24 protein-coding genes are annotated in these 24032 nt (G+C 74.9%); 2 read left to right on the top strand and 22 right to left on the bottom strand.

What is annotated here, in order from left to right:
• Position 1: 1 nt before the first annotated feature.
• On the bottom strand, positions 2–427 hold the full coding sequence (locus ACIGZJ_RS21050; RefSeq protein ID WP_392936227.1) for a MerR family transcriptional regulator: 426 nt from the start codon (positions 425–427) through the stop codon (positions 2–4).
• A gap of 176 nt (positions 428–603) precedes the next feature.
• On the opposite strand from ACIGZJ_RS21050, the gene ACIGZJ_RS21045 reads away from it, so the two are divergent.
• A complete protein-coding gene (locus ACIGZJ_RS21045) occupies positions 604–1374 on the top strand; it encodes an SDR family oxidoreductase (RefSeq protein ID WP_396458619.1) in 771 nt (256 codons plus the stop codon).
• Positions 1375–1421: 47 nt separating this feature from the next.
• Here ACIGZJ_RS21045 and ACIGZJ_RS21040 read toward each other — a convergent pair whose 3' ends face one another.
• The 9 genes from ACIGZJ_RS21040 to ACIGZJ_RS21000 all read right to left on the bottom strand — a co-directional run bounded on the left by ACIGZJ_RS21040 (position 1422) and on the right by ACIGZJ_RS21000 (position 8589).
• On the bottom strand, positions 1422–2060 hold the full coding sequence (locus ACIGZJ_RS21040; protein WP_396458618.1) for an alkaline shock response membrane anchor protein AmaP: 639 nt from the start codon (positions 2058–2060) through the stop codon (positions 1422–1424).
• Positions 2061–2130: 70 nt separating this feature from the next.
• Positions 2131–2901, bottom strand: a complete 771-nt coding sequence (locus ACIGZJ_RS21035; RefSeq protein WP_396458617.1) for a DUF6286 domain-containing protein — start codon at positions 2899–2901, stop codon at positions 2131–2133.
• Entirely contained in the window at positions 2898–3242 is a 345-nt protein-coding gene (locus ACIGZJ_RS21030) for a hypothetical protein (RefSeq protein ID WP_396458616.1), read from the bottom strand. Before ACIGZJ_RS21030 ends, ACIGZJ_RS21035 begins: the two co-directional genes overlap by 4 nt.
• Entirely contained in the window at positions 3242–3433 is a 192-nt protein-coding gene (locus ACIGZJ_RS21025) for a hypothetical protein (RefSeq protein ID WP_392936213.1), read from the bottom strand. Before ACIGZJ_RS21025 ends, ACIGZJ_RS21030 begins: the two co-directional genes overlap by 1 nt.
• Positions 3434–3499: 66 nt before the next feature.
• The gene (locus tag ACIGZJ_RS21020; RefSeq protein ID WP_396458615.1) at positions 3500–4015 is read right to left on the bottom strand and encodes an Asp23/Gls24 family envelope stress response protein; all 516 of its coding nucleotides are present in this window, start codon (positions 4013–4015) and stop codon (positions 3500–3502) included.
• A 179-nt stretch (positions 4016–4194) separates the two neighbouring features.
• Positions 4195–5001 (bottom strand): enoyl-CoA hydratase/isomerase family protein, encoded by an 807-nt coding sequence (locus tag ACIGZJ_RS21015; RefSeq protein WP_396458614.1) that lies wholly within the window; start codon positions 4999–5001, stop codon positions 4195–4197.
• A 242-nt stretch (positions 5002–5243) separates the two neighbouring features.
• Complete coding sequence (locus ACIGZJ_RS21010; protein WP_387941908.1) at positions 5244–5477, bottom strand: helix-turn-helix domain-containing protein; 234 nt, start codon at positions 5475–5477, stop codon at positions 5244–5246.
• A 352-nt stretch (positions 5478–5829) separates the two neighbouring features.
• On the bottom strand, positions 5830–7428 hold the full coding sequence (locus tag ACIGZJ_RS21005; RefSeq protein WP_396458613.1) for an ABC-F family ATP-binding cassette domain-containing protein: 1599 nt from the start codon (positions 7426–7428) through the stop codon (positions 5830–5832).
• Between the two features lie 231 nt (positions 7429–7659).
• Positions 7660–8589, bottom strand: coding sequence for a hypothetical protein (locus ACIGZJ_RS21000; RefSeq protein WP_392936202.1), 930 nt, complete (start codon positions 8587–8589; stop codon positions 7660–7662).
• A 360-nt stretch (positions 8590–8949) separates the two neighbouring features.
• Between ACIGZJ_RS21000 and ACIGZJ_RS20995 the strand changes: the two genes are divergently transcribed.
• Positions 8950–10239, top strand: a complete 1290-nt coding sequence (locus tag ACIGZJ_RS20995) for a glycosyl hydrolase (protein ID WP_396458612.1) — start codon at positions 8950–8952, stop codon at positions 10237–10239.
• Here the strand turns inward: ACIGZJ_RS20995 and ACIGZJ_RS20990 are convergent.
• From ACIGZJ_RS20990 to ACIGZJ_RS20935, 12 genes are all read right to left on the bottom strand, one after another.
• Positions 10216–11388 (bottom strand): GNAT family N-acetyltransferase, encoded by a 1173-nt coding sequence (locus ACIGZJ_RS20990; protein ID WP_396458611.1) that lies wholly within the window; start codon positions 11386–11388, stop codon positions 10216–10218. The genes ACIGZJ_RS20995 and ACIGZJ_RS20990 overlap by 24 nt on opposite strands.
• On the bottom strand, positions 11385–12185 hold the full coding sequence (locus ACIGZJ_RS20985) for a YveK family protein (RefSeq protein ID WP_396458610.1): 801 nt from the start codon (positions 12183–12185) through the stop codon (positions 11385–11387). Before ACIGZJ_RS20985 ends, ACIGZJ_RS20990 begins: the two co-directional genes overlap by 4 nt.
• Before the next feature lie 65 nt (positions 12186–12250).
• Positions 12251–13366 carry a glycosyltransferase gene (locus tag ACIGZJ_RS20980; protein ID WP_396458609.1) on the bottom strand — a complete coding sequence of 372 codons (1116 nt, stop codon included), beginning with the start codon at positions 13364–13366 and terminating at the stop codon, positions 12251–12253.
• Positions 13363–14262, bottom strand: coding sequence for a polysaccharide deacetylase family protein (locus ACIGZJ_RS20975; RefSeq protein ID WP_396458608.1), 900 nt, complete (start codon positions 14260–14262; stop codon positions 13363–13365). The genes ACIGZJ_RS20980 and ACIGZJ_RS20975 overlap by 4 nt, the downstream gene beginning before the upstream one ends.
• Positions 14263–14395: 133 nt before the next feature.
• Positions 14396–16156, bottom strand: coding sequence for a lipid II flippase MurJ (locus ACIGZJ_RS20970; protein WP_396458607.1), 1761 nt, complete (start codon positions 16154–16156; stop codon positions 14396–14398).
• The gene (locus tag ACIGZJ_RS20965; RefSeq protein ID WP_396458606.1) at positions 16153–17478 is read right to left on the bottom strand and encodes an O-antigen ligase family protein; all 1326 of its coding nucleotides are present in this window, start codon (positions 17476–17478) and stop codon (positions 16153–16155) included. The genes ACIGZJ_RS20970 and ACIGZJ_RS20965 overlap by 4 nt, the downstream gene beginning before the upstream one ends.
• 7 nt (positions 17479–17485) lie before the next feature.
• The gene (locus tag ACIGZJ_RS20960; RefSeq protein WP_396458605.1) at positions 17486–19009 is read right to left on the bottom strand and encodes an exopolysaccharide biosynthesis polyprenyl glycosylphosphotransferase; all 1524 of its coding nucleotides are present in this window, start codon (positions 19007–19009) and stop codon (positions 17486–17488) included.
• A gap of 332 nt (positions 19010–19341) precedes the next feature.
• Entirely contained in the window at positions 19342–20496 is a 1155-nt protein-coding gene (locus ACIGZJ_RS20955; protein ID WP_396458604.1) for a glycosyltransferase, read from the bottom strand.
• Between the two features lie 152 nt (positions 20497–20648).
• A complete protein-coding gene (locus tag ACIGZJ_RS20950) occupies positions 20649–21089 on the bottom strand; it encodes an SRPBCC family protein (protein WP_396458603.1) in 441 nt (146 codons plus the stop codon).
• Between the two features lie 59 nt (positions 21090–21148).
• Complete coding sequence (locus tag ACIGZJ_RS20945; RefSeq protein WP_396458602.1) at positions 21149–22111, bottom strand: ABC transporter permease; 963 nt, start codon at positions 22109–22111, stop codon at positions 21149–21151.
• Complete coding sequence (locus ACIGZJ_RS20940) at positions 22108–23094, bottom strand: ABC transporter ATP-binding protein (protein ID WP_396458601.1); 987 nt, start codon at positions 23092–23094, stop codon at positions 22108–22110. The genes ACIGZJ_RS20945 and ACIGZJ_RS20940 overlap by 4 nt, the downstream gene beginning before the upstream one ends.
• 37 nt (positions 23095–23131) lie before the next feature.
• The gene (locus ACIGZJ_RS20935) at positions 23132–23935 is read right to left on the bottom strand and encodes an ABC transporter permease (protein ID WP_396458600.1); all 804 of its coding nucleotides are present in this window, start codon (positions 23933–23935) and stop codon (positions 23132–23134) included.
• Between the last annotated feature and the right edge of the window lie 97 nt (positions 23936–24032).

Here is a 24032-nt window from a genome sequence, read left to right as displayed (position 1 = left end):
CCTACGTCTCCTCCCACTCGATCGCCAACTCGCACTGCGGCTGTTCGCCGGCTCCCCCGGAGGCGAGCTCGTCCCGGGCGGCCTGCGCCCGGGCGAACTGGGCGCCCACCTGTACCCGGACCTCCTGGAGCCGGGTGATGCACTCGTCGAGCTCCGCCAGCTTGCGCCGGTAGACCTCCAGCGAGGCGGGGCAGGAGTCGCCCTCGGGGTGCCCGGCCTGAAGGCACTCCACGAACGGCCGGGTCTCCTCCAGGCCGAAGCCGAAGTCCTGCAGCATCCGGATCTGCCGGAGCAGCCGCAGGTCCTCCTCGCCGTACGCGCGGTAGCCGTTGCCGGACCTCCGGGCGGGCAGCAGCCCGAGCTGCTCGTAGTACCGCAGCGTCCGGGTGGTCGTGCCCGCCCGCTCCGCCAGCTCACCGATCCGCATGCCCGCTCAGCTCCTTCCGGCCCCTTCCGGCCGCCTCCCGGCGCCGTCGAACGCCGCCGGGAACGACGGTAGACCTTGACGCCGACGTCAAGGCCAGCACGGTCCGGGCGGCGCACGCCACCCCGCACCTCCCCCGCCACTACCCGGACGCTCCCGCCACCCGGCAGGATGGGGCCATGGATCTTGGACTGCAGGACAAGGTGTACGTGGTCACCGGCGCCACCCGGGGCCTCGGCTTCGCGGCCGCCCGCGAACTGGTCGCCGACGGCGCCCGGGTGCTGGTCAGCGGGCGCACCAAGGAGTCGGTGGACGCGGCCGTCGCCGAGCTCTCCGCCCTCGACGGCGGCGGGGCGGCGCACGGGCTGGTGGCCGACAACGCCGATCCGGGCACCGCCGGGCGCCTGACGGCCGCGGCCGTCGAGCACTTCGGCCGACTGGACGGCGTGCTGATCAGCGTCGGCGGCCCCTCGGCCGGCCCGGTCTCCACCGCCCCGGAGGAGGCCTGGCGCGACGCCTTCGAGGCGGTCTTCCTCGGCGCCCTGCGGATCGCCCGTGCGGCGGCCGAGGCGCTGGACCGGGGCGGGGTGATCGGGTTCGTGCTCTCCGGATCGGTCCGCCAGCCCATCCCCGGCCTCGGCATCTCCAACGGCCTGCGGCCGGGCCTGGCGATGGCCGCCAAGTCGCTCGCCGACGAGCTGGGCCCGCGCGGGATCCGGGTGGTCGGCCTGCTCCCGGCCCGGATCGACACCGACCGGGTCCGCGAGCTCGACTCCCTCGGCGGCGACCCGGACGCCGCCCGTGCCCAGCACAGCGCCGCGATCCCGCTCGGCCGCTACGGCACCCCCGAGGAGTTCGGCAAGGTCGCCGCCTTCCTGCTCTCCCCCGCCGCCTCCTACCTGACCGGCGTCATGGTCCCGGTCGACGGCGGCGCCCTGCGCGGCCTCTGACCACCCGACGAACGCGGGCCCGGCGGACGCCGGTCGGACGCCTCGGCCTACTGCACCCGCGGGTGCTTGCGCCGGTTCCGCCGGCTCGGCGCGGCCGGCTTCGCGGCCACCACCCGCATCCGGAGGTCGGCCGGCAGCCCGGCCAGGCCGAGGCTGCTCCGGGCGTCGGCGCGCGGGCCGGTCTCGAAGTGCTCGACCAGCGCCGCCGGGTCGCCGCCCGGGGCCAGCCGGACGGTGCCGCGCAGACGCGGGTGCTTCGGCCCGCGCACCAGCCGGATGCCCACCCGTTCGACCTCGGGGAGCTCCACGGTGCCCGTCTCCAGCGCGTCCTCCAGGGCCCGGGTGCGCAGACGCAGCCGGAGGCCGGGCGCGCCCGGCGTCGGGACGCCGATGGTCGCCGGGCCGTTGCGGCGCAGCTGGGCGAAAAGCCACCAGAGCGTGCCGGCCATCACCAGCACCAGCCCGCCGATGACGGCGGGCCACCACCAGGACCGGTCCACCCAGCGCGTGCGGGAGCCGGCGCCGAACACCGGCTGGTCAGGTGAGGTGAGCGGCCACCGGCTCGGCGGCTCCACCCCCAGCCGCCCGTACAGGTCGAGGCCGCCCGCGAGCACCAGCACCCCGGCGGCCAGCAGCACCAGGCCGGCCACCCCCAGCAGCAGCCGGTTGACGGTGGTTCGACTCACCGCGTCCTCCCTCGCTCCGCTCGTCTGCCCCGCTCGTCCCGCGATGCCCGCCGCCCGCACCGGGCCCGGCTCACCCGTCCGCCCCGGCGCCGCCCGCCGGGCCACCCGCCGTCCCGCCCGACTCAGGACCGCCCGACTCAGGACCGCTCGCCGCCGCGGCCCGGCGGCCGGCCCGGCGGCGGGCCGTCCGGACCTCCAGGGTCAGCGGACGGGCCAGGGTCACCCGGGCCAGCTCCTCGCGCAGCCGGCGCTGGACGGAGGCCGGGTCGGCCGGGCCGGTCAGGGTGACCTTGACCCTGCGGCGGTTGATCCGGACGGCGGTGCGGTCCACGCCGGGCAGGCTCGCGGCACGGTCGACCAGGAGGGTGGCGACCCCGCCGCGGTCGATCGCGGCGGCGGTGTCGCCGTGCGGGCGCAGCGGGAGCCAGCGGTGCAGGCCGGGGGCGAGCGCGAGCCAGAGCAGCCAGCCGCCGAGCAGGGTGGCCGCCCCGGCGCCGAGCAGTACGCCGAGGTCGTCGAGGTGCCGGGTGGCCAGCTCGTCGGCGACGTCGGCACGCCAGCGGCGGGCGGGATGGCCGGTCCGGACCGCGATCACGTCGTAGAGCAGCGCGGTGGCGATCACCAGGGCGACGGTGGCGACCACCGCGGCGGCCACGGTGCGGGGGGCCCGCAACCGCGGCACCTTCACGGCGACCTGCTCCGGCTCCGGCGGCAGCCCCGGCGGCCCGGCCTCAGACGGCCCCGACTCCAGCGGCTCCACCGGCAGCTCCGGACCCAACGGCTCCTGTCCCAGCGGCTCCGGCTCCTGCGCCGACGGCCCCGGCGGCGGCTGCCCGCTCATGCCGCTCCCCCGGTCACCAGCCGCTCGACGACCACCACCACCTCGGCGACCCTCGTCCCGGTCAGTCCGCCGACCTGCTCGGCGATCCGGTCGCGCACGGCACCCGCGAGCCGCGCGAGATCGGCCGGGAAGGGCAGCTCGACGGCGACCCGCACGGTGACGGTGCTGCCCGGCGAGGCGACCGACACCCTGGGCGGACGGCCGCGCTCCGCCCGGCCGCTCCACGCGTGGTCGAGGGCCTCGCGGGCGGCCCGGGCCGCGATCCGGGCGTAGACCCGGTCCGCGACCCGCAGCCGGCCCCGGGCCCCCGGCTCACGACGACCGGCCGCGACGGCCGCCATCAACGGCGCCGGTCGCGGCCGCGCAGCAGGTCGCCGAGGTCCCCGAGTTCGATGTCGCCCTCCAGCAGCCGTCCGACCACGAAGCCGACCACTCCGAGCGCGGCCACCAGCAGAAACGCGGCGAACCCGCCGAAATAGCCGGCGAAGCCCAGCGCCATCCCCACCACCAGGCCGACGATGGCCAGGTTCATCCGCTCCTCCTCGTCTGTACCGGCCCGGCGCCGGGCGGTCGGTCCGGCTGTTCCAGCCGGGTCGCGTTACTTCAGCTTGGGCCGCTGCCCCGCGGTGGGGACTTCCTCTTCCTCCTCCTCGACGTCCGGCTCGTCGGGCAGGTGGACGTCGTTGACGGCGATGTTGACCTCGACGACCTCCAGACCGGTCATCCGCTCGACCGCGTCGATGATGTTCTCCCGTACCTGGCGGGCCAGTTCGGGGATCACCACGCCGTACTCGACGACCAGGGCGATGTCGATGGCGGTCTGCTTCTCCCCGACCTCGGCCTTGATCCCGCGCCCGATGCTGGACTTCCCCCCGGGCACCCGGTCGCGCATCGCGCCGAAGGTGCGCGAGAGCCCCGAGCCGAGGGCGTGGATGCCGACGACCTCGCGGGCGGCCATCCCGGCGATCTTCTCGACCACGCCGACGGCCAGCGCGGTGCGGCCCCGGTCGGCCAGCGGCTTGGTGCTGTCGCTGCTCGCCGGCGTCGCGGCAACGGCCGTGGCACCTGCGGAGGGGTTCTTGTGCATGGTGGCGGGCGTCGGAGTGTCAGGCATGGGCGCTTCTCCCGTCGTACGGCTCCAGCTATATCGCAAATCGCTCTAACTCTGTCATTTCGCCACGATTCCCGCCCCTGGAGCGGTGTCCGGCCGGGCGGGGCCGCTCCGCCGGGCTGCGCAGACGCCGAGGGCCCGACCCCCTCGGGGGAGTCGGGCCCAGCGGTCACGGACCGGCGTCAGTCGCCGAGGCCGGCCAGATCGCGCAGCCGGCGCGCCTGCGCCACCCGTTCGGCCGAGCGCTGCTCGTCGAACGAGCGCCCGCCCGCACCCTGGAGCAGGGCCTTGGTCTCGATCACGGCGTTGCGCGGGGCGGCCAGCAGCGCGGCGGCGAGGTCCCGGGCGGCGGCGTCCAGCTCGGCGGCGGGGACGGCCAGGTTGGCCAGACCGGTCGCGGCCGCCTCCTCGGCGCCGACCCAGCGGCCGGTGGCGCAGATCTCCAGCGCCCGGGCGAAGCCGACGAGTTCGGTCAGCGGCTTGGTGCCGGCCAGGTCGGGGACGAGACCGAGCGAGGTCTCCTTCATCGCGAACTGGACGTCGTCGGCGACCACCCGGAGGTCGCAGCCGAGGGCGAGCTGGAAGCCCGCGCCGACGGCGTGGCCCTGGACGGCGGCGATCGAGACCAGGTCCGGGCGGCGCCACCAGGTGAAGGCCTCCTGGTAGGAGGCGATGGTGTCGTCGAGGTCCTTGTCCTCGGCGGCGGCCAGCTGGAGGAAGTTGCGCTCGCCGGGGATCCCCTCGGGCGTGAACATCGCGCGGTCGAGCCCGGCGGAGAACGAGACGCCCTCGGCGCGCAGCAGCACCACCCGGACGGCGCCCGGCAGTTCGCGGCCGGCGGCGGTCAGCGCACGCCACATCGCGGGCGACTGGGCGTTACGCCGTTTGGGCTGACAGAGGGTGACGACGGCGAGTTCGCCGTCGACCTCCAGGCGGACGCCGTCCTGCTCCCAGCTCGGGGCCTGCGGATCGGTGGCGGGGGCGGTCATGCGGGGACCTCCGGTGGCGAGGGTGCTTGATTACCGGAGAGTAACAAAGTTGTGGACGCGGCGGCAGGGGCTGCCGCCGGAAACGGGCCGACATCCGGATCGCGCCCGGACGGCACCCGGTCGGCAGGGGGTCGACATGACGATCGGCGGCCGGTTCGTCCGGACCGGGAGCGAACGACCAACCGTCGTCTCCCAGCCGGCGCCCTGCCGCCGAGTCATCCGTCGAAGGAACTGACGGACCGTCAGGAACCAGTCCCAGCAGTAGCTTTGTTCTTGCCCCGCGTGGCACCACCGCGACCCCGGAGGATCACTCCGGACTCGCTCAGCATCCGGTGCACGAAGCCGTACGAGCGACCGGTCTCCTCCGCGAGAGCGCGAATGCTCGCCCCGGAGTCGTACTTTTTCTTGAGATCGGCCGCGAGCTTCTCACGCGCGGCACCGGTCACCCGGCTGCCCTTTTTCAGAGTCTCGGCCACCCGTGCCTCCTCGTAGCGTTGCTCGGTCAGATTCCCATGATCACCCATCCACCGCGTCCTGGCCACCCATTCGGCAAGGTCGATGTCGGGAATGCGCGGTCCGCCGGTGGTGATCCGAGCGCACAAGGGCGCTCACGCTGAGTGCACGCCCCCGGGGGTGATACCGCCATCCGGGGCGAAAGGGCTGATCAGCAGCGTCGGCCCGACCACGATCGAATGGCGGGCCGACGGAAGCTCCTCAAACGGAATCCCGGACCTCTTCATTCCCGGACACGCCGTAAGGACTAGTTTTTCTGGTGCAAAAAACGGACGAGGTGTCTACCCCCGGGGCAGACGGAAGGCCGGGGCCGGATCAGGCGAGCGAGACCAGATCGGCGTACGCCGGGCTCCACAGGTCCTCGATCCCGTCCGGCAGCAGGATGATCCGCTCCGGCTGGAGCGCGTCGACCGCGCCCTCGTCGTGGGTGACCAGTACGACCGCGCCGGAGAACTCGCGCAGCGCGCCGAGGATCTCCTCGCGGCTGGCCGGGTCGAGGTTGTTGGTGGGCTCGTCGAGCAGCAGCACGTTGGCGCTGGAGACCACCAGCGAGGCCAGCGCGAGCCGGGTCTTCTCCCCGCCGGAGAGCACCCCGGCCGGCTTGTCGACGTCGTCGCCGGAGAACAGGAACGAGCCGAGGATCTTGCGGATCTGCACCAGGTCGGTGTCCGGGGCCGAGGAGCGCATGTTCTCCAGCACCGAGCGGTCCGGGTCCAGGGTCTCGTGTTCCTGGGCGTAGTAGCCGATCTTCAGGCCGTGGCCCGGGGTGACCGCGCCGGTGTCCGGCTGCTCGACACCCGCGAGCATCCGCAGCAGGGTGGTCTTGCCGGCGCCGTTGAGCCCGAGGATGACCACCCGCGAGCCCCGGTCGATCGCCAGGCCCACGTCGGTGAAGATCTCCAGCGAGCCGTAGGACTTGGACAGGCCCTCGGCCGTCAGCGGGGTCTTGCCGCAGGGGGCCGGGTCCGGGAAGCGCAGCTTGGCGACCTTGTCCGAGACCCGCACCTGCTCCAGGCCGGCCAGCAGCTTCTCCGCGCGGCGGGCCATGTTCTGCGCGGCCACCGTCTTGGTCGCCTTGGCCCGCATCTTGTCGGCCTGCGAGTTGAGGGTCGCGGCCTTCTTCTCCGCGTTGGCGCGCTCGCGCCGGCGGCGCTTCTCGTCGTCCTCGCGCTGCTGCTGGTACTGCTTCCAGCCCATGTTGTAGATGTCGATCGCGGAGCGGTTGGCGTCCAGGTAGAACACCTTGTTGACGACCGTCTCGACCAGCTCGACATCGTGCGAGATCACGATGAAGCCGCCCTTGTACGTCTTCAGGAAGTCCCGCAGCCAGGCGATGGAGTCGGCGTCGAGGTGGTTGGTGGGCTCGTCGAGCAGCAGGATGTCGGCGTCCGAGAACAGGATCCGGGCCAGCTCCACGCGGCGGCGCTGACCACCGGAGAGGGTGTGCAGCTCCTGGGCGAGGATGCGGTCGGGCAGCCCGAGGGCGGCGGCGATGGTCGCGGCCTCGGCCTCGGCGGCGTACCCACCCTTGGTGAGGAACTCGGTCTCCAGGTTGGCGTACTTCTTCATCGCCTTGTCGCGGGTGGCGCCCTTGCCGTTGGCCATCCGCTCCTCGTTCTCGCGCATCTTCTTCAGCACGGTGTCGAGGCCGCGCGCGGAGAGGATCCGGTCGCGGGCCAGCACGTCGAGGTCGCCGGTGCGCGGGTCCTGCGGGAGGTAGCCGACCTGGCCGGAGTTGGTGACCGTGCCGCCGGCCGGGATGCCCTCCCCGGCCAGCACCTTGGTGAGTGTGGTCTTGCCGGCGCCGTTGCGCCCGACCAGGCCGATCCGGTCGCCGGGGGCGATCCGGAAGCTCGCGGACTCGATCAGGACACGGGCGCCGGCGCGCAGTTCAAGGGCGTTGGCGGAAATCACGGCTGGGGTACTCCTGGGACGTGGGCGGGCGCCTGGACATGGCACAGGGCCGGGGCAGCGGGAAGGGCGTCGTACGTCGACCGGTGCGCCGCGCAGGGCGGCACCGCTCGCCCGCTAATGCCCGGAGAGAACAGCCATGACGGCAAGTCTACCGGGCCCCGCGGGAACGCCCGGGGCAATTACCGCGGTGGGGTACCGGCCGGGGCCCGCCGAAGGCCCGGAAACACGCCCCTACGGCTGCGGGTCGCCCTCCGGAACCGGGCAGGAGCCCTGCGGGCGGACCGCCGCGAAGGGCTCGGCCGGGCTGCCGCAGGCCGCCTCGGGGGCGGCCGCCTTGGTGTCGAAGACCTTGGTGCCGACGATCGGGCCGTCCGAGATCAGCACCCGCTGGCCGTCCAGCGCCTTCAGCGCCACCGCGGGGCCGGCGTTCAACTGCCAGCCGGTGCTGTCCAGCCGGTACCCGCTGATGCCGCCGGACATCGCCTGGCCGCTGCTGCTGGTGCAGCTGCGCGGCACCAGCACCGCGTAGTCCGTCCCGACCGTGCGGGTCGGGTCGTAGACGCAGTTGCCGGCCGGCTTGGAGTTGTAGCGAAGATCACCGTCGGCGTCCCGGAAGCCCATCGTCAGACCGGGTGTGACGACCGCCACCCACGGCGAGGAGTCCTGGACGGTGTGCAGCGCCGAGGCGGCGCGCTCCAGCGCGGTCTGCTTGCGCTGCGCCTCGGTGCGCTTGTCGGCGTTCGGCTCGTCCTCGCCCTTCAGCCAGTCCGCCAGGCCGGGCACGGCCCGGTGCCAGCGCACCTCGTGGTCGCTCGGCCGCACCGAGGTGACCAGGCCGTCGTCCCAGAGCACCACGGCGTTCTCGCCCGCCATCGACAGGTACAGCGCGGTGGCGCCCTCCCGGCGGTAGGACCAGGCGTGCTCCCCGCTCGCGCGGTTGTAGGCCTCCAGGCCCGGGCCCACTTTCAGCTCCAGACCGCCCGTGTCCAGCGACTGCGCGTTGATCGGGCTGGCGTCCGCGCCGCCCGGCTCGGCCACCCGGTCCCCGAACGGCACCGGCTTGTTGGCATGCGCGGCCGCGCCCGCCACAAGGACCAGCAGCACGGCCAGGGCAGGGAGGATCGATCGGGGGGTGAGAACACGCAGCGGCTTCCAGGACACGGGCGGAGCGTACCTTTCACCACCCGCGCGAGTCAGCCGGACTTGGCCGCGCGTCCGAACGGTGGACCTGCCGACGGCCGGTTTGCGCCCTTCGCCCGCACCTGCCCGCCGACCTGCGCCGTCACGGCCGCACCGCCCGGACGGCCGCCGCCGCGGGCCCGCCGGGTAGGGCCTCCGGGCCCGCCCGGACTGTTACAGAGGTGATACACGGCGCATTGCGGCAGACGGCGTTCGAATATCGCCCACTTTAGGGTGACATTCGGCTTTTCCGACGCCCGCTGGGCCTACTGTCGGCGAGCGGGGCACCACGGTCCGTCCGCCCTGCCTCCCGCTCAGCGACCGCCCGGAGGAGAGAGACCCATGCGATACGGCCGCCTGACGCTGGCCGCCGCCGCGCTTCTGCTGCTGACCACCGCCGGGGTCCCCGCGGGGACCCCGCTCAGCCAGACCGAACGGCACGCCCTCTCCTCGGACGCCTTCGAGCCGCGCGGCGCCGCGCCCCGCCCGACCGTCCAGCGCCCCCGGCACGAGCCGCCCTTCGGCGCCTTCGTCGGCTCCTGGGACAACTACATCCCCCAGATCGGCCGCTACGCCCAGTGGCTGAACAACGCCAACATGCAGGTCGGCCACACCTATCTGGCCGGAAACGGCTGGGCCGACATCGAGGGCGAGCCGGTGGTGCTCGGCATGTGGTCGCAGTGGCGGCTCGCCGACCCGAACCGGATGCTGGTCCTCGGCGTGCCGATGCTGGTGCCCAACGAGGCGGGCGTGTCGGACGGCGAGGTCGCCAAGCTGCTCGGCCAGGGCGTCCGCGGGGACTTCGACCGCCACTTCCTCAAGCTCGCCCGCCGGCTGGTGGCGCTCGGCGGGGCGGACACCGTGCTCACCCTCGGCTGGGAGATGAACGGGGTCACCTACACCCACCGCTGCAAGCCCGACCCGACCGCCTGGAAGGCCTACTGGCGCCGGATCGTCGGGGTGATGCGCTCGGTGCCCGGCCAGCGGTTCCGCTTCGACTTCGCCCCGAACCGGGGCGTGGACGCCATCCCCTGGACCAAGTGCTACCCCGGGGACGACGTGGTCGACATCATCGGCATGGACAGCTACGACCAGCCGGCCGGGGCCACCTTCGACGACTACGTCCGGGAGCCGTACGGGCTCCAGGACCAGGTCGAGTTCGCCGCCAAGCGCGGCAAGCCCGTCTCGTACCCGGAGTGGGGGCTGTTCCGCAACGGGGACAACCCGGACTTCGTCCAGCGGATGGTCGAGTGGATCCGCACCCACGACACCAGCTACCAGACCGTCACCGACTACTGCCCGCACGGCTTCTGGCAGTGCGACCGGAACCCGAAGTCCGGCGCCCGCTTCAAGCAGCTGATGTCCGGCTCCAAGGGGGCGCCGACCGCCACGTCGACGCCCCCGCCCCAGCCCTCGCCGAAGCCCGCCGCCACGCCGTCCCCGAAGGCCACCGCGGACCCGGCCGCCTCCCCCACGGCCTCCCCCACCGCCTCCCCGGTCGGCTCCCCCTCGGCGGGTGCGGAGGCGGCGCCGTCGCCCGGCACGGCGGCCGCGGGCGGTACGCCGACCGCGGCCGACCCCGCCCCGGCCGGCCCGACGGCGACCCGGTCAGCTCCGGCGGCGAGCCGCTAGCGCCTCCCTGAGCCTCGGCAGCCTGGTCCGCAGCACGTGCACCGCCGCCTGCCGGGCCCGGACCGTACCGCCCCGGCAGGCCGCCGCCGGGGCCGGACCGCGCGGGCCGAACAGCAGCCGCTGGTTCGGCAGCCGGTCCGGCCGCCAGCGCTGCTTGTAGGGCTCCTGGCCGCGCAGCAGGCTGAGCACCGGGATGCCCGCGCCGACCGTCTCGTCCAGCGCGGCGCCGAACAGCAGCCCGGCGATGTCCAGCCGCTCGCGCAGCTCCGGGTGCGCCCCGTACAGGTAGAGGCCGCCGAAGGACGGGCAGAGCAGCAGCAGGTTCACCGCGACCAGCTCGCCGTTCAGCCAGTACTGGTGGACGGCGGCGCGGCCGGTGGCGACCAGGCCGGTGGTGGACTCGGCGAGGTGGCGGGCGAACCGCTCGGTGCGGTGCTCCGGGGTGACCCCGCGGTCCTGCCACTGCAGGAAGTGCAGCCGCAGCAGACCCTCCAGCGCCTCCGGCACCTCCTCGGGGGCGGTCGAGCGGACCTCCACCCCGGACTCGGCGATCTTGCGGAGCTTCACCCGGCTGCGCTGCGCGGTCTTGCCGGGCACCCGCTTGAGCAGCTCATCCATCGGGACCGCGGGCAGGTACTGGCAGAGCGAGTCGGTGAAGCGGCGGCGCCGGCCCCGCCAGTGCTCGAACACCCGCTGCACCGCCGCCTCGGGGCGCACCTCGCGCAGGTCCAGGCTGTGCCAGGGGCGGGTGAGCGGGAGGGCGGCGGCGAACTCGGCGGCGGCCCGGTCGGCGCAGCCGTCGTCGAGCAGGATGTCGGTGAAGTCGATCAGCCCGTCGCCGAGGCCGCTGAGGCCGCCGAGCGGGCCGCCGCGGCGCTGGAAGGCGCCCGCGCCGACCAGCAGGCCGGAGCGGCGCACCAGTACCACCACCAGCTCGCCGGGCCGGCCGTACTGGCGCCACCAGGAGCGCTGCCAGGCGGCGGCCTGGAAGAAGGTGGCCGTGCGGCAGCGGGTGACCAGGTCGTCCCACTCCTCGGCGAGGACGTCCAGGGCGTCGTCCTCGCGGCGCAGCTCGGTGGTCCAGCGCGGACGGCCCGCCTGGGCGGGGAGGGCGATGGCGCCCGTCCCGGTGTCGGCCTCGGTGCTCATCGGCCGCTCCCGGCGGTGGCGCTCTTCTCCTGGCCGGCGGCCTTGGCGGGCTCCCTGGACTCCTTGGTCTCCTTGAGGTCCTTGGACTGCTTGGACTCCTTGGGATCATTCGGCTCCCCGGCCTCCGTCGGCTCCCGGTCGGCGGGGGCCTCCTCGGACCTCGGGCGCGGGGTGGTGGGGGTCGCCGGGGCCTGCGGGGCCCCGGGAGCCGGCGCGGCAGCGGTCTGCGGGCCGGCGGCGGTGCCCCGGCGCCGGGTCATCATCACCAGCGCACCGACCAGCAGTCCGGCCGCGCCGCCGACCGCGACGTCCAGCCGGGCCGACGGCGTGGTCGGCTTGTCCGGCTCGGCGGCCGGGGCCAGCGGGACCAGCCGGACCCCGGTCTCCTTGCTGCTCGCGTTGGCGAAGGCCACCAGCGAGCCGGCCACCGCGTCGGCGGCCCGGACGGCCTCCTGCGGCCGGGCCCCGGTGCCGGTGATCTCGATCATCGGGGCGTCCGGGGAGGTGGTCCCGTGCACCAGGGCCTCCAGCTCCGTCCGGGTGTGGCCGGTCTCGGCGGCGGCCGCCGCGAGCACCTGCGGCTGCCCGGCCAGCCGGCCGTAGGCCTGCGCGAAGTTGATCGCGGTGGCGCTCTCCCCCGTGGTCTGCGGCACCACGATCACATAGGAGTTGGCGGCGTACGACGGGTGCGCGACGACGGCGTACCCGGCGCCGGCCACGGCGCCCAGCGGCACCGCCAGGGCCACCGGCCACCAGCGACGGGCCAGGGTTCGGGCGCTTCGGCGCGGTTCGGACATGCGGTGCTCCTTGGATATGAGGGCCGACCGGTGGGCGGCCCGGCCGGGCGCGGGCTGCCGGCCGCTCAAGCGGGTGCCAGGCGGTCGTAGAGGGCTCCCAGGTCGGCGGCCACCCGGACGATGTCGTAGTGGCCGACCGCCGGGGGTCGGGGCAGCGGGTCGGTGCTGTGGTCGTTGAGATGGCGCAGTTCGCGCAGGGCCGCGGTGTAGGCGTCCGCCTCGGAGGGGATCCGGCGGGCCTGCGGGGCCGCGGCGGGCGGCAGTTCGTCCAGGGCCGGGCAGGCGCTGTGCCGCACCGGTAGGCCGGCCGCCAGGCCCTCCAGCACGCCCAGGCCGAAGGTCTCCGCGGTGGAGGGCGCGGCCAGCACGTCCACCGCGGCGAGGAGTTCGGGGACGTCGTCGCGTTCGCCGGTGAGCACCAGGCGGTCCCGGACGCCGAGGGCCTCGGCCCGGCGCTCCAGGGCGGCGCGTTCGGGGCCCTCGCCGATCAGCACCAGCCGGGCGCCCGGGTCCAGCGCGGCCAGCGCCTCCAGCAGGATGTCGAAGCGCTTGCCCGGTACCAGGCGGCCGACCGCGCCGACCACCCAGCTCTCCGGCGGCAGGCCCAGCTCGGCGCGCAGCCGGTGGCGCAGGGCGGCCCGGTCCGCGTCCGCCCAGGTGTAGCGGGCGGCGTCGATGCCGTTGGGGATGAGCTCCACCCGGCCCGGGGGCACGCCCCAGGAGTGCAGGGTCTGGGCCACCTGCCGGGAGACCGCGACGGTGGTGCTGCCGAGGCGTTCGGCGGCCAGGTAGAGGCCCTTGACGCCGCGGGTGACCGGGCGGCCCTCGATCACCCCGGGGTGCAGCGAGTGCTCGGTGGCGACCACCGCCCGGACCCCGGCCAGCCGGGCGGCCAGCCGGCCGTACAGGCCCGCGCGGTAGAGGTGGGTGTGCACCAGGTCGTAGCCGCCCGCGCGGATCAGCCGGACCAGCCTGGGCAGCGCGCCGAAGTCCCGGTTGCCGCGCATCGCGAGGTGGTGGACGGTCACCCCGTCGGCGCGCAGCGCGGCGGCGACCGTACCGGGGTTGGTCAGCGCCACCACCTCGCACTGCTGGTGCGCGGGCAGGTGGCGCAGCAGCAGGTGGAGCTGGCGCTCGGCACCGCCGGAGGCGAGGCCCGTGACGATGTGCAGCACCCTCATCGAAGCGCCTTCCTGCCGGTCCGCTTGCGTCCGGAGCGCTCCGGCCCGCTGCCGGCGCCGCGCTCGCCGGCCGTTGCCGCACCGCCCTGCCGTTCCTCGCCGTCGGCTCCGGCGCGGCCCTTCGGCTCGGGGCGGGGGCGGCCGGCCAGGCGGCTCTGGCGCAGTTCGGTGACGGTGTCGCGCAGCCGGTGGCGGCCGCGCTTGGCGCGCAGCCGCCAGGCGCCGTCGCGGTCGCCGACGTAGCAGCGGGGCATCGCGTACCGGCCGGTGAGCGGGGAGTGGGCGATGGCGCAGGCGTAGTCGTAGCCGGCGTCGCGCACGGCCAGGGTGGCGGGCAGGTCGACGGCGCCGTACGGGTAGCAGAAGCCGGTGACGGGTCCGCCGACGACCTCCTCCAGGGCCCGGCGGCTCTCCCTGGTCTGGGTGGCGAGGACGTCGGCGGGCAGGCCGGGCAGGGCTTGGTGGCCGAGGCCGTGCGAGCCGATCTCCCAGCCGGCGGCGGCGAGTTCGGTGACCTGGTCGACGGTGAGCAGCTTCTTGCGCGGGCCCTCGGTGTCCCAGTCGTTGGCCCGGCCGAGCAGATCGGCGACCACGTAGGCGGTGGCGGTGAAGCCGTACTCCTGGAGGACCGGTACCGCGTGCCGGGCGAAGTCCGCGTAGCCGTCGTCGAAGGTCAGGCCGACCAGCTTGGCGTCCCGTCCGGCGGCCCGGGCGCGCATCAGGTCGCGGACCGAGACGCCGCGCCGGCCGCAGCGGTGCAGCCAGGCCATCTGGTCGGCGAACCGCTCGGGGCTGACGGTCAGCAGGTACGGGTCCTCCTGCTCGACGGCCACCGAGTGGTACATCAGGATCCACGGCGAGGCGGGGCCCGTGCCCGGGAGCGGGGCGGCGGGCACCGGCCGACGGCTTCTCGGCAGCCGTGCCTGCGGGCGGCGGACCTCGGTGCGCGGCGCATCGACGCGCGGTCCGGTCGCCGTCGGCACCACGGAGCGTCGTACGCCCGACAGGACCGAACGGACCGATCCCCGTTCAGCGTCCATGGGGAACCTTCCCTTCATCGGCTACAGGTGGCGGGCACAGGGCCCGGACGGCGGCGAGGACCGGGCCGCGCACCTCGCGGGCACCGAGGCCGGTACCGAGGGCCGCGAAGGCCAGCGCCACGGTGGCGCCGCCGAGCAGGGTCGAGAGCAGGGGGTCGGCGGGCAGCCCGGCGGCGGGGGTGCCGAGGGCCGCGGCGCCGGCGGCGGCGGCGAGCAGTCGGGCGTGGCCGCCGAGCACCCGGCGCAGGCGCAGCGCGATGCCGCGCAGGACCAGTCCGCGCAGCAGCAGGACGGCGGTGGTGGTGATGCCGGCCGCGTTGCCGGCGGCCAGGCCGAGGGCGCCGAAGCGGGGGGTGGCGAGCAGGCCGACGGTGACGGTGACGACCAGGCCGAGGACCATCGCGGCGGCGGGGTACCAGTCGAGCAGTCGGCGTCCGCCGTCCTCGGGGCGCGGGTCGCCGGCCCGGCGGACCACCGGGCGCAGCGAGAAGTAGGGGCGGATCATCACGCCGATCAGCGCCTGGGCGGGCAGGCCGAAGCTGTAGACCCGGATGACGGCGGCGGTGGCGGCGGTGTCCCGCGGGCCGAAGGCGCCGCGCTCGAAGAGCAGGGCGACTACGGAGGGGGCGCAGGCCAGCAGGAAGGCGGTGCCGAGCAGGACGACCGCGGCGGCCTGGCCGAGGTCCTTCTCGACCCGGTCGCGGGCGGCGGTGAGGTCCCCGGCGGCGAGCGCCCGGGCGACCAGCGGGAAGGTGACGGTGCAGATCAGGATCGCGGCCGTCATGGCGAGTTGGGAGACCTTGGCGGCGTAGTTGAGGTGCGAGATGGTGCCGGCCGGCAGGGCGGAGCCGAGGAAGCGCTCGATGAAGACCTGGGCCTGCCGGGTCAGCGTGAACGCGGCGACCGGCAGCAGGGCGAGCGGGATCAGCACCAGGGAGTTGCGGGAGCGGCGGCCCCGGGCGGGGCGGCCGGTGCGCAGCCGGCGCAGGAAGGGGACGACCAGCAGGCAGGCCATCAGCACGCTGCCGACGGCGACCCCGATCGCGGCGGAGCGCACGCCCCACAGGGCGTGGGCGCTGAGCAGGATGCCGAGGATGCCGACGTTGTACGCGACGTAGATCCCGGCGGGGGCGGTGAAGCGGTGGTGGGCGCGCAGGGCGGCGGCCAGGTAGCCGGCCACGCCGAACGGCAGCACGGTGAGCGCGGTGATCCGCGTGCAGGTGACGGCGAGCCGGGGGTCGGCGAGGCCCGGGGCGAGCAGGTCGACCAGCTGGGGGGCGCCGAGGGCCGCGCCGAGCGAGAGGGCGCCGAGGGCGAGCAGCAGCCAGGGCAGGGTGGCGCGGACCAGCTGGCGGACCGGGTCGGGGCCGTCGGGGTGGTCCTCGCGCAGGACGAGGGCTAGGGCGAAGGCGGGCACCATGAGGAAGGACATGGCGTCCTCGATCAGCAGCGGCGCGGCGGTCTCGGGGACGGTCCAGGCGACCAGGAAGGCGTCGGTGCCCTGGTTGGCGCCGAAGTAGCGGGCCAGCAGGAGGTCGCGCAGGAGCCCGAGGGCGGAGCCGGCGGCGCTGAGCACGGCGGTGACGCCGAAGGCCTTGACGAGGAAGCCGCCCGCCCCCCGGCCGGCCGCCTCCGGCGTGCCCGGACCGGGCGCGCCCCGTCGACCCGGTGCGGGAACGGCGGCGGGGGCGGGGGCGGGGGCGGCGACGGGTGCCGGAACGGGGACGAGCGCGGGCTGGTCGGTGGTCACCGGGCGTGTCCCCTCGCGGGCCGGGCGGTGCGGGCGGCGAGGCCGAGGACGACGGAGGTCAGCACGGTGGTGGTGCCGCCGATGTCCGCGTACAGGAAGTCGACCAGGACCCAGGTCAGCAGGGCCAGGGCGGCCAGCCCCTGCCCGGCGGGGGCGTGCCGCAGGCACCCGAGGAGGAGGCCGAGGAAGAGCGCGGCGTAGGCGACGATGCCGATCAGCCCCTGTTCGCTGAGCACCAGGAAGTACATGTTGTGCGGGGAGAGCAGCGGTTCACGCTGGAAGCCGATGGTGGCGTCGGCGGCGTCGCTGCCGGAGGACAGCCGCAACGGGGCGTGGCTGTCGCGCAGTTGCTGGAAGGCCTTGGGGCCGGCGCCGCTCACGGGGTGGTCCTGCCAGATCCGCTCGGCGGTGCCCCACAGGTCGTAGCGGTCGGAGACGGACTGGTCGGGGGCGGCGGAGACGGAACCGATGCTGCCGATCCGGGCGGTGACACCGGAGGCGCCGAGGCCGAGGCCGCCGATCAGCACGACGGCGGCGGCGAGGCCCAGGACGGCGCTGCGGACGGCGAGCCGGGCGTCGGCGCGCAGCAGCAGGACGGCGGCGGCGGCTCCGGTGGCGATCCAGCTGCCCCGGCTGAAGGAGACCGCGAGCGGGAAGGCGAGGAAGGCCGCGGAGGCGTACATCGCCCGGCGCAGCCGCCGGTCGCCGCCGGGGCCGCGTTCGCCGAGGGCGAGCGCGAGCGCGGCCAGCAGTCCGTAGCTGACCACGGTGGACATCGCCATGATGTCGAGCGCGCCGAAGGTGCCGACGGCCCGGATCGGCTGGCCGGTGTAGGAGGCGCCGGTGCGGGTGAGGTACTGGTGGGCGCCGACCACGCCCTGGATCAGCGCGGCGGCGACGAAGGAGCCGAGGATCAGCCGCTGGTCGGTGCGGTCGCGCAGGGCGCAGAGCACGCCGGCGGGCACCAGGACGAACACCTGGGTGAGCCGGACGAAGCCGGTGAGGCTGGTGGCCGGGTCGATCGAGCCGATGGTGGCGACGGCGGCGGAGAACACGATCAGGCCGAACAGCGCGCCGGTGCCGCGGTCGATCGCGGGCAGCCGGCCGCGCAGCAGGTCCACGGCGGTGAGCGCGACCAGGGCGAGCGAGGCGAGGTCGGCGGCGGTGATGTGGACGGCGGCGCTCACGTCCTTCTCGCCGGTGGGGACGCAGACCAGCAGCACGGTGGCGGCGGCGAGCAGGCTGGGCCGGGCGGCCAGGGCGGCGCCCGCCCGGTGTAACGCCCGGGCGGGGTGGGGGCCGAGGTCGAGGGTGAGGGCCACGCTGGTGTCAGCTCCCGTCCGGGTGGAGCATCAGGGCCGCGGTGCGGAGCAGGATCTTGACGTCCTGCCAGAGGCTCCAGCTCTCGATGTAGCGGTTGTCGAACCGGGCCCGGTCCTCGATCGAGGTGTCGCCGCGCAGGCCGTTGACCTGGGCGAGGCCGGTGAGGCCGACCGGGACCCGGTGGCGGTCGGCGTACTCGGGGTAGGTCTGGCTGAACCGCATGACGAAGTAGGGGCGCTCGGGGCGCGGGCCGACCAGGCTCATGTCGCCGCGCAGCACGTTCCACAGCTGCGGCAGCTCGTCCAGGGAGCTGCGGCGCATCAGCCTGCCGACGGCGCCCATCCGGTGGTCCTGGGAGATGTTCCAGCGGGTCGCCGACTCGTGCTCGTTGCTGGGCCGCAGGGTGCGGAACTTGAGGACGGTGAAGACCCGGCCGTCGAGCCCGGTGCGCTGCTGGCGGAAGAGCACGCCGGGGCCGGTGTCGAAGCGGACGGCGAGCGCGCACAGGGCGAGCACCGGGGCGAGGGCGAGCAGGCCGAGGGCGGCGGCGGTGACGTCCAGGGTGCGCTTGGCGGCCCAGCCGGGGCGTCGCATCGCGGTGCGGCCCACCCGCAGACAGGGGAAGCCCCAGAGGTGGTCGCCGCCGACCGTCCGGCCGGTCTCCAGCGAGCCGTACTCGCGCAGCGCGGGCACCAGCCAGACCTGGCAGCCGAGCCGGGCGGCGTCCCGCAGGGCGGCGGCGGTCTCGGCCTCGTCGGCGGCGCCGGCGGTGGCGACCACGTGCTGGACCCGGTGGCGGCGGACCTCGCGCTCCAGCACCTCGCGGCCGCCGAGCACGGGCAGGTCGGTGTCGCCGGCCAGCAGCGGCGGGTCGGGGTCGAGGAAGCCGACCGGGCGCATCCCGTACTCGCCGCGCTCGCCGAGGGCGGCGGCGACCCGGCGCCCGAGCCGGCCGGCGCCGAGGACCAGGACGGGGCTGGGTCGGCTGCGCCGGATCCGGCGGACGAGGTGGTAGGCGAGGGCCCGGCCGCAGACGGCGAGCAGCAGCTGGGCGCCGAGCAGGGCGGTCAGCCGGGCCGGGGTGGCCGGGCCGCAGTCGGGCCAGCGGCCGTCGAGGCAGCCGGCCAGGGTGACGGCGAAGGCGGTGGCGACCACGGCCCGGACGCTCAGTGCGGGGAGCTCGTCGAGGACGGAGAGGGTGAGCCGGGTGCGGTAGAGGCCGCCGGCGAGGTTGAGCACGAGCAGCAGCGGCAGCAGGGCGGCGACGCCGAGCAGCGGGTCGACCCGCAGGGCCGGGTCCAGGGCCCGGTTGGCGAGGCCGGTGGCGGTGCACAGGGCGACGGCGTCGACCGCGATCAGGGCGGCGGGCAGGGCGAGCCGCGAGCGGACCGGCCGGCGGCGCCGGCGGGCCGGCGGCGCGCTGCGGGCCTGGGCGGTCCTGGCCGGACGGTCCAGCACGCCGGTGGCGGGCCGCCGGGGGCCTGCCAGGGGCCGTCCCGGCCGTGGCACGCTGTCGTGGTCAATGGTCATCAGCGCACGAACTCCCCTGCTGTGTGCCCGGGGTGGCGGCGCACCGGCACCGGTTGGCCCGGGGCGGCCGTCCCGGCCCGGTGGGCGCGGTCCTGACAGCACCTGCTGCCGCTGGCGGCATTCGGTTTTCTCTCGAATTTCCGGAGTGAAATCGAAACGAAGCAGGCAAAATCAGACAATACCGAGCGCCGGACGGAATGCTGGAAGTCGACTTGCCATTTCATTCCAGCCGCCCATTAATAGGTATTTCCGACTTGACGCCTCGCCCACATCCGGTTGAGGTGCGAATACGACAGCGCCAGAGCGGCGGGCATTCACGGCATGTGAAACGATCAGATCCGCTCTGGGACACGGGCTCGGCGGCGTCCGGCCCCCGGACCGGCGCCCAGCAGGTCGCGATAGAGAGCGTCAACCTGTTCGACTACCGAACGCACGTCATGGCGTGCGACGGCATGCTCACGCAGCCTCGCGCCGCGTCGCTCGCATTCGATCGGATCGGACAGCGCTTCGGCCATTCGGGTGATCAGCGCGGACACGTCCTCGGGCGGCACCACGGCGCTTTCCCGCTCGGTCGGCGGCAGGCATTCCCGGGCCCCGGGCACATCGGTCAGCAGCACCGGCCGGCCGGCCGCCATCGCCTCCAGCGGTGCCAGTGCCATCCCCTCCCAGCGGGAGGGCAGCACCACCAGGTCGGCCGCCGCCAGCCAGGGCCGCGGATCCGGCACGTCCCCGGCGAGGCGCACCCGGGAGGGCTCGGCCGACTCCCGGACGGTGTCGGCCAGCCGGGTCTCGTCCGGGCCCCCGCCGACCAGCACCAGCCGGGCCTGCGGCACCCGGCGGAGCACCTCCGGCCAGGCGGCGAGCAGCACGTCCTGGCCCTTCTGCCGGCACAGCCGCCCCACGCAGACGGCCAGCGGGGCGTCCAGGTCCAGGCCGAGTGCGATCCGGGCGGCCCGGCGCTCGGCGGGCGCGTAGTGCCGGACGTCGACGCCGTTGGGCACCACCGCCCAGTCGGCGTGCAGGCCGGCCGCCACGCCGTCGGCCCGCTCCTGGACGCTGACACAGAGCAGCCGGTGCGCCCAGCGCGTCGCATACCGCTCCCAGCGCAGGGTGGCGGCGGCCAGGGCGCCGTCGACCGCGGCGAACGACCAGGCGTGCGGCTGGAAGACGGTCGGCACCGCACCCCGGATGGCCAGCCGGCCCGCCAACCCGGCCTTGGCGCTGTGCAGATGGACCATGTCGGGCGCGGCGGCCCGGACGATCCGGCGCAGCCGCCAGGCCTCGGCGGCGGTGGCCGGACCGGGTGAGCGGCGGGCGGGCCAGTCCTGGACCAGCGCGCCGACGGCGGCGGCCTCCTCGGCCAGCCGCCCGCCCTGCGGGCAGGCGACCAGCACCCGGTGGCCGGCCTCGCGTTGGCCGCGGACCAGGTCGGTGACCACGCGGGCGACTCCGCCGTCCACCGGCTGGGAAATGTGAAGGATCGTCATATGCACGGCGGCGAGCCTAGGGTGGCACCACCGGGCCGGGCCGCTACCGTCACCCTCAGGTGGCGGCCGTCCACCCGTACGGCGTTCGGCTCGTACGGGTGTCCGAACTCATCGAATTCTCTTACGAGTCGGGCGACGCGCCGCGCAGGGGGTCAGCGGACCTCGGCGGCCAGGTTGGCCAGTACCTGGTCGTGGATTCGGTTGAGGCCCTTCGGCGCGAAGGTCCGCTCGAAGAAGCCGCCGATGCCGCCCGCGCCCTGCCAGGTCGCCGAGACGGTCACCTTGGACCGGCCCTCGCCGGCCGCCGAGACCGTCCAGGTGATCACCATGCTGGAGTTGGCGTCCTTCTCCACCAGCTGGTCGGGCGCAGGCGCCGAGACGGTGAACAGGCAGTCCCGCACCCGCTTCTCGGTGGCCTGCAGCCGCCAGTGCACCTGCGTCCCCGCGCCGGTGCCGCCGGCCCGCACCTCGTACTCGCTGTACTGGGCGGGCAGCAGCTTCGGACGGGTCACCTGGTAGTCGGCGAGCGCCTCGTAGACCTGCTCCGGAGCGGCGTCGTACTCCCGCTCGGTGGTGGCCAGCACCTGTCCCATGTCCTGCTCTCCTCGTGAAGACGTCCGGTTTCACCGGCAAGCCAACCACAGCGCGGCGGTCACGCCAGCCGGAGGCCTCCGGTGCGCTGCGCCCGGGCCTCGCCGAGGCGCAGCGCCAGCGCCGCGCCGGCCAGCAGCAGCCCGCACAGGAGCACCAGCCAACCGAGGTCCGGGGCCAGCTCGGCGAGGCCCCGCCGCTCCAGCAGCGCTCCGCGCACCACCGTCAGACTGCCGGTGAGCGGCAGCGCCGCACCGAGCACCCGCAGGACGCCCGGCAGCGCGAAGGTCGGCAGGCGGACCCCGGCGACGAACCACATCGGGTCGTCCAGCACGGTGTAGACGAAGGCGGAGTCCCGGGAGAACACCATCAGGCTGTTGAGCAGGGCGCCCCAGGCCACCGCGGGCAGCAGCAGGGCGAGCAGTACCACCGGGTACATCCACGGCCCGGCCACGTCCAGGGCGCCGAAGCCGAACCCGGCGGCCCCCAGGAAGCAGGTGAGCAGCCAGGCGTTCTGCAGCAGTGCGCCGGCGCCGTTGGCGATCATCAGGACGAGCCGGTCGGCGGGCGAGAGGAAGAGCAGCTCGAGGGTGCCGGTGGTGCGCTCGTAGGTGAGGTTCCACGCGGACTGGACGAGCGAGAAGAAGAACGCCCAGGCCAGCGCGCCGGTGGCGAGGAAGCCGAGCAGCCGGGCCGGGTCGGCGGCGAGCGGCCAGCGGGCGGCGGCGGCCGAGCCGGCCGCGATCGGGTGCAGCGTGTAGTAGGTGGCGGCGAGTTGGAGCAGCGGCCAGAGCAGCATCGAGGCGAGCACCAGCGGCTGGCCGAACAGGGTGCGGTGCTGCTTGAGCGCCTCGGCGGCGAACACCTTGGCGGCGTGCCGCAGCGCCCGGCCGGGGCGTCCGGCCCGCCGACCGGAGTGCGCGGCGTGCGGTGGCGGCTCGGGCGGGGCCACCGGGAGCGGCGGCGGAAGGGCCCGGTCGGCCAGGGCGAACAGCGGCGCGTCGACGGGCGTCGGGCCGGTCATCCGGCCACCGCCAGGGGCGCGTCGGTCAGCGCGAGGACGGCGTCCTCCAGGCTGGCCTCGGTGACCTCCAGGCCGCCGATCGACCCGCCGGCGGCGACGATCGCGCCGGCCAGCGGTCCGGCGATGTCCTCCGGGTGCCGGACGGTGACCAGCAGGGCGCCCTCCGCGGTGGTGTCGAGCTCCGTGCGGCCGCCGAGTCCGCGGGTGAAGGCGGCGATCCGGTCCGACAGCTCCGGCGAGGGGTTGGTGACGGTGACCCGGACGCTGCGGTGGCTGCCGGTCGCCGTCTTGAGCGCGGCCGGGCTGCCCGCGGCCAGGTGGCGGCCGCCGGAGATCACGTACACGTGCTCGCACAGCTCCTCGACCTCGGCCAGGTAGTGCGAGGTGAGCAGCACGCCCCGGCCCTCGGCGGCGAGTTCGGCGACCACCCGGCGCAGGTCGCGGGCGATCGGCGCGTCCAGTCCGAGGGTGGGCTCGTCCAGCAGCAGGTAGGCCGGGTCGTTGATCAGGCCGCGGGCGATGGAGAGCCGCTGGGTCATGCCGCGCGAGTACCGCTCGACCGGGGTGTCGGCGGCGTCGGTGAGGCCGACCAGCTCCAGCAGCTCGCCGATCCGCACCCGCAGCACGGCGGTGGGGACGTCGTAGAGGCGGCCGAAGTAGCGCAGGTTCTCGGCGCCGGTGAGCCGGCCGTAGACCATCCGCTCGCCGCCCGCGATCAGGTTGATCCGGCGGCGGGCCTCCCGGGCGTGCTCGACCACGTCCAGGCCGTCCAGGGTGACGCTGCCGGAGCTGGGGCGGAGCAGGGTGGCGAGGATCTTGATGGTGGAGGTCTTGCCGGCGCCGTTGAGGCCGAGCAGGCCGGTGACCCGGCCGCGCGGGATCTCCAGGTCGAGGCCGTCGACGGCGGTCTTCACGGTGCGCGGGCCGAACAGGCCCTTCTCCCGGGTCTGGAAGGTCTTGCGCAGGGCGCGGGTGCGGATCATGTCAGCGGCTCCGGGTGCGGGGTGGTCCGGTTCACGGTCAGAAGCTCCGTTCGATGGCGCGGCGCTCGGCGGCGGGCAGCAGGCGCAGGCCGAGCAGCAGGTAGCCGATGCTGAGCGCGAGGCAGGTGACCAGCCTCGGGAGCAGGTCGGCGAGCGGCCGCCCCTCGCCGAGGGCGCCGCGCAGCACGTCCATCGCGGAGGTCATCGGCAGCAGTTCGGCCAGCCACTGGGCGGGCGCGGGCAGGTAGCTGTTGGGGAAGGTGATGCCACAGAGCAGCGAGACCGCGAGGAAGACGGTGTTCTGCGAGATGTGCGCCTCGCCGGCGACGATCATCAGCGCGCCGAGCAGCACGGCGGCGCCGAACACGGCCGCACCGAGTGCGAGCACCCCGGCGAGGGCGGCCAGCGGGTGCCAGGCCGGCAGGGTGATGCCGAGCGCCGCGGCGAAGCCGCCGAGCAGTCCGACCTCGACGGCGGTGTTGAGCAGCGCGAAGCCGGTGAAGCCGAGCAGGTACGGCAGCCGGGTGGCCGGGGCGATCAGCAGCGCCCCGAGGGTGCCCTGGCGCTGTTCGGTGATCAGCGCCTTGCTGCTCCAGAGCAGCATCCGCACGGTGAACATGTAGCCGCCCGCGCCGATCGCGATGTAGCCGAGGTAGTCGGCGCCGCCGGTGCGGGCCGTGAAGTCCTCGGCCACCGAGCCGCCGCCGATGGCGTGCAGGCCCAGGTAGGACAGTCCGATGGTGAACACGCCGATCAGCAGGCAGCCGACGGCGTACGACCACGGGTAGGCCCGGCTGGTCATGGTCCAGGTCCGGTGCAGGGTCGCCCAGGCGACGGGCATCCGTGTTCCCCCGATCTCTCAATGAGTTCCGATAAGGAACTTACAAGTTCCCTTTCGGAACCCGCAAGGGGGTGCAAGGATGGACCGCCCGATCGGC

Source organism: Kitasatospora sp. NPDC052868 (genome assembly GCF_044547105.1).
Lineage (GTDB): Bacteria > Actinomycetota > Actinomycetes > Streptomycetales > Streptomycetaceae > Kitasatospora.
Note: the sequence above shows the minus strand (reverse complement) of the source record. Positions and strands in the feature narration are given on the sequence as shown.